A 4,364-nucleotide genomic window follows, 5' to 3' on the forward strand; every position below is an offset into this window, starting at 1 on the left:
CGAGCCGAGGAAGTTCGGGACCGCCCTGGCGGAGCGATTCCAGACGAAACAGTGGAACCCCGCGGCCCGCAGCCCCGCCGCGGCGCTGGCGCCGATGATGCCGAGCCCGATGATGCCGACGTTCTTACGTAATTTGCGACGCATGTGGTGAGGCAGGGACCATTGCGTCGCCGCGCCGGGGAAGCAATGCTGAAGCGCGGGGGCGGGGCGGCGCCGGTGAATCCGCTTGCCTCACGCCTACCTTGCCCGCACGGTGCCGGCCCGAAACTTCTTCCACGCGCGACGAGGCGAGCCTGCTGACTCGGGTTGGGCGCGGCGGTCCTTTCACACCGCCGCTGCACGCTTATGAATCTCGTCGCTCGCACCCCTCGGATCGAACCGCTCGAAGCGCGCATCGCTCCGGCGTTTGCCGCCGTCATCGATCTCGCGAGCCTTCCGGCAGCGCAGGCCGTGGCGATCACGAGCGCTCAGGCGAACGATGATTTCGGCGGCTCGGTGAGCGACGCGGGCGACATCAATGGCGACCACATCGACGATTTCGTCATCGGCGCCTTCACCGCCAATGCGGACAGCTCAGGTGCGAGCTATATTGTCTTCGGCCAAGCCGGCGGGCTGAGCCCGTCGATCAGCCTTGGGTCACTCGACGGGACCAACGGCTTCCGGATCAATGGCGAGCCCGGGGAGGAATTCTCGGGCGTCTCGGTCAGCGCGGCCGGCGACGTGAATGGCGATGGCATCGGGGACCTGATCATCGGGGCGAGCCAGGCCGATGCGAACGGCACCGATTCCGGCGCTGCCTACGTCCTCTTCGGCCACGGCGGAAACTTCTTTTCCCCGATGAGCCTCTCCTCGCTCATCGGGCAGACGGGCTTCAAGATTATCGGGGAGGCGGCCATGAACAACCTCGGCGCATCGGTCAGCGGCGCCGGCGATGTGAATGGCGACGGCTTCGACGACGTGATCGTCGGCGCGGCCGGCAATGCCAACACCGCGGGGGCGGCCTATGTGATCTATGGCAAACCGGGTGCGTTCAGCTCGCCCATCAATCCCGCGAACCTCAACGGTCTCGATGGCGTCAAGATCTTCGGTGCCGGGGTGAACGCCCGGCTCGGTGCGTCGGTCAGCGGAGCGGGCGATGTGAATGGGGACGGCCTGGCGGACATGGTGATCGGTGCGCCGGGGTTGTCGCCGAACGTCCTGGGCTCGGGCGGCGCTTACGTGGTCTTTGGCCGGGCGGGTGGCTTCAATTCGCCGCTGAATCTTTCAAACTACATCTCGGGCAACAACGGCTTCGTGTACTTTGGAGTCAGCCCCTCCGCGTTCACCGGCAGCACCGTGGGCTCCGCCGGCGACGTCAATGGGGACGGCTATGCCGACCTCTTCATCGGCGCGAGTGGCGATAACGCGGGCGGCGCGGCTTCCGGCGCCGCCTTTGTCGTCTACGGACATGGCGGGACATTCGCCAGCCCGTTCCAGTTGAGTCCTTTCGATACGGCGCATGGCTTCCAAATCATCGGCGCGGCGCCGAACGATCGCGTGGCCACGACCCTGCATACCTTGGGCGATTTCAATGCCGACGGCTTCCCCGATTTAGTCCTCGGCTCCGACCATGGCGGCCCGAACGGCACGGGGGTCGCCTATGTCGTCTTCGGCCGCGCCGGCGGCTTCGAGACCCTCTCACTGTCGGGCCTCGATGGCACGAACGGATTCAAGGTCATCGGCACCAGCGGGCTCCTGTCAGCCAATATCAGCGTGAGCACCGCAGGCGATCCCAATGCCGATGGGTTTGCCGACCTGCTCCTCGGCTCGCCCGTGACGGGCGCCGCCTTTGTGCTCTACGGCTCGAGCGGCGGCAACACGGTGAAAATCGGCCCCACCCACAAGACCGCCACCTTCACCGACGTGGACGGCGACCTGGTCACGATCAGGACGACCAAAGGGCCGCTGACCGCGAATGAATTCACCCTGACCGGCGTCAACACCCTCGGCGGGGCCACGCTGCGCTTGATCGATTTCCAGGGCCATTCCGAGCTGAACGGCACCAGCCTCTCGATCACCGCAAGACCGCAGATCATCGGCGGAGTCCGGCACGGCGATGGTCTCGTCAACATCGGCGAGCTGGACGCCAGCGGCCTCGCCCTCGGCAACGTCGGCATCGGCGGCGACCTCGGACAGTTTCACCTCGGCTCCGGCACGACCGTCGCCGCGGCCAGGATGTTCGTGCTCAATTCCCTCGGCCTCGCCGGTCTCAGCACCCAGGGCGGAGCGAACGCCAGCCTCACGAGCACGTTCGCCGGCACCCTCCCGGTTTTCATCGTGAAAACCAGCGTCGACGGCGTCGTCGTCGGCGGCGGGAAGCTGGGGATTGTGCGCATCGGCGGCAATCTCACGGACTCGCAATTCGTCCTCTCCGGCGTGGCGAACCCGAAAACCGCCGCGGCCGCGAACGTCTTGAAACTGCTCACCGTCGGCGCGAACTTCGAGCACAGCCGCGTCCTCGCCGGCTTCAGCGCCTTCGGCGGAAATCCCCATGTGCAGATCGGCACCATCAGGATCGGCGGGAATTGGGTCGCGAGCACGGTCGTCGCCGGCATCAGCGCGGACGCCGACGGATTCTACGGCACGGCGGACGACAGCGTCCTGCCCGGCGGGGGGACGGTCGCCTCCCGCATCGCCAGCATCGTCATCAAGGGCCAGGCGCTCGGGACCTTCGCACCCGGTGGGCACTTCGCCATCACCGCGCAGCAGATCGGCGCGGTGACCATCGGCCAGACGAGGCTCCCGCTGCAAAAGCTGGCCAAGGATCACTTCCTAGCCCTCGGCTCCACCGGCGACTTTTTCCTCAACGAAGTCTGAACCGGCGCGAAGCCTCGCCCTCTCCCCTTCGCTCGGGTTGCGAGTCCTGAGAAAAATCGGGACGGACTTGGGCGAGCGATTCCAGTCGAAGCAATGGAACCCCGACGCGCCGCGGCGCTGGCGCCAATGATGCCGAGCCCGATGATGCCAATGTTCTTACGTAATTAGCGACGCACGTGGTGAGGCAGCGACCGTTGCGCGGCGGAAGCGGGGAAGCAATGCCGAAGCGCAGGGGGCGCGGAAGGACCCCACGGGGACCCGACGCCCCCACCGGCCGCGAGCTTTGACGGCCAATTAAAGGGCGAGGCTCACGAACGAGAGCCGGTTCAGAGCCGGGCGGAAGCGTCGTGAGAAAGTACGGAATATACTTTGACGGCCCCTCAGCCCGTCAGATACACAGAAAGTCAACGGTAGGCGGAAATTTCGTGCAAGTAGGCCGTGGATCTAACCTGAAAATTGCCTTAATGAAACCAACGCTCCGTGCTTTTGCGGCCATTCTGCTCAGCTCGTTACTCCTTGCGGGATGCTCCACCCCGACCTTGGTGCAAGTTGCACGACGCGGCCAGACAGACGGGCGCCGGAATGTGAAAGACGATGTTCGATTCAAATATACCGTGAGAGACATCGACGTACTTAACTTCACCGACGAGGTGAAGCGAAAGTTGGCGAACCGCGCGAGCATTCACATGGGAGTGCGATTCGGCTCCAGCGGGACGCAGGCGACCTTGGGGACGCTGGCCGGCGCGGCCAAAACTCTCGGCTGGTCCACCGGTACCGCCAGTGGGTTTGGGCTGGGCGCGGCTTATATCTTTGGCTTGGGTCAACTCTTTGATTCAAAAGGGCAAGCTCAAGCGTACGAACAGGCATTCACCGCCATTCAAGCAGCCGAAGCCAGCTACTATTTCCATCAACTCGGGATGGGATTCAAAACGGTCGACGGCCGAAAGACCGTCGATTTGAGCCGCGCGACCAGCCGGGGCGATATTCCGTCCACCCTCGTGTTAACGCCGGATGGGGAGACGCTGTACTATCGAGTGAGCAAAATCCTCAAAGTGCTCAACGATACCCTGGCCACGAGGATACCCGACTTGCAGGATCTCAAGGATGCTCAGGGCGAATCCAGCGGCGTGGGTGCTCCGGCGAAGCCTGTAGAGGCGCCCCCCGCCCGTCCTGAACCGTGAGCCTCTATCGGCCCATCGGTCGCCGGAGGGCAACCTTTGGGCAAAGTCCGCTTTCTACTGCACCTGCGACGCGAACGTCCCATCGGCCAGCCGCGTTTTGAGCACGTCGCCTGCCGCCACTTCGGAGACTGAACGGACAAGACTGCCATCCCGGCGCTGCACCACCGCGTAACCGCGGCGCAGGATCGTTTCGGGCGAAAGGAGCCGCAGCTTTTCCATCGCCGCCGCCAGGCGGTGCCGCCGCTCGGCGAGGGTGTGGGCATAGGCTTGATGCAGACGCGGGCCAACGGTGGCGAGGCGCTGCCTGCGGAAGAGGAGTTGCTGGTC

General features: G+C 64.8%; 4 protein-coding genes. 2 read left to right on the top strand and 2 right to left on the bottom strand.

Annotation, left to right across the window (positions count from 1 at the left end; genetic code table 11):
- Positions 1 to 222 (bottom strand): NAD(P)-dependent oxidoreductase (locus tag JWQ89_RS22515; protein WP_366143999.1); only part of this gene is annotated, 222 nt, incomplete at its 3' end.
- A gap of 123 nt (positions 223 to 345) precedes the next feature.
- Between JWQ89_RS22515 and JWQ89_RS11600 the strand changes: the two genes are divergently transcribed.
- On the top strand, positions 346 to 2,856 hold the full coding sequence (locus JWQ89_RS11600) for an integrin alpha (protein WP_299641154.1): 2,511 nt from the start codon (positions 346 to 348) through the stop codon (positions 2,854 to 2,856).
- A gap of 584 nt (positions 2,857 to 3,440) precedes the next feature.
- Positions 3,441 to 4,037 (top strand): hypothetical protein, encoded by a 597-nt coding sequence (locus JWQ89_RS11605; RefSeq protein WP_299641155.1) that lies wholly within the window; start codon positions 3,441 to 3,443, stop codon positions 4,035 to 4,037.
- 54 nt (positions 4,038 to 4,091) lie between these two features.
- Here the strand turns inward: JWQ89_RS11605 and JWQ89_RS11610 are convergent.
- Positions 4,092 to 4,364: exodeoxyribonuclease VII large subunit (locus JWQ89_RS11610; protein ID WP_299641156.1), on the bottom strand; the 273-nt coding region annotated here is incomplete at its 5' end.

The sequence above is a fragment of the Devosia sp. genome, assembly GCF_028290645.1.
Taxonomy (GTDB): domain Bacteria; phylum Pseudomonadota; class Alphaproteobacteria; order Rhizobiales; family Devosiaceae; genus Devosia_A.